We start from the raw sequence: 670 nt of genomic DNA on the forward strand, positions 1-670 counted from the left end.
CGACAACGCGCTGGCCGAGGCCCTCAACTCGCTCTACAAGGCCGAGCTCATCCGAAACCGCCACTACCTCGACGCCAACGGGCCCTGGCAGGGCATCGACGATGTCGAGTTCGCTACCGCCGAGTGGGTGCACTGGTTCAACACCGTCCGGCCTCACTCCACCATAGGCATGCACGCTCCGATCGAGCACGAGCAGGCCTACACCCCACCAGACGACACCGACACCATCACCGACGGCACCGACATCATCGACACCGCCGACGCCCAGGACGCTGGCGAGCAGACCACCACCAACCAACCCCAGCCGGCAACCCCCGGCGCCAGATAAAACACCCTCCACAAAACCCGGGGCTTGACACCTGACCGTTCGTGTCCCGCGCCGCCCACCCGGCGGCGTGAGACATATTCGTCCACGCCGGGTTGCACCGGTATAAAGTCCCCCCTCAGCCGGTCACCGCATGGGAGAGTGAGAACATGACCGACGTCACCAGCCCCGAGCCCGCCCCCGAATCCAACGACGCCCCGCCGCCGCAGGCCACTGGCCCCGCGCCAGTCCCCGTGGACCCCTGGGCCCTCGCGGATGTCGCCTACGGCCGCTACCACAATCCGCATGAGGTGCTTGGCGCCCATGTGGGCGACGGCGGCGTAACCATCCGCACTGTGCGCCACC

At 67.6% G+C, this 670-nt stretch carries 2 protein-coding genes; both read left to right on the forward strand.

The window, feature by feature from the left end; genetic code table 11:
* The coding region (locus B1H55_RS13165) for an integrase core domain-containing protein (RefSeq protein ID WP_143222443.1) at window positions 1–328 on the forward strand (328 nt) is incomplete at its 5' end.
* Window positions 329–474: 146 nt separating this feature from the next.
* Window positions 475–670: GlgB N-terminal domain-containing protein (locus B1H55_RS12045; protein WP_143222444.1), on the forward strand; the 196-nt coding region annotated here is incomplete at its 3' end.

Origin of the sequence: Actinomyces denticolens, from assembly GCF_002072185.1 — a bacterium.
In the GTDB taxonomy this organism is placed as follows: domain Bacteria; phylum Actinomycetota; class Actinomycetes; order Actinomycetales; family Actinomycetaceae; genus Actinomyces; species Actinomyces denticolens.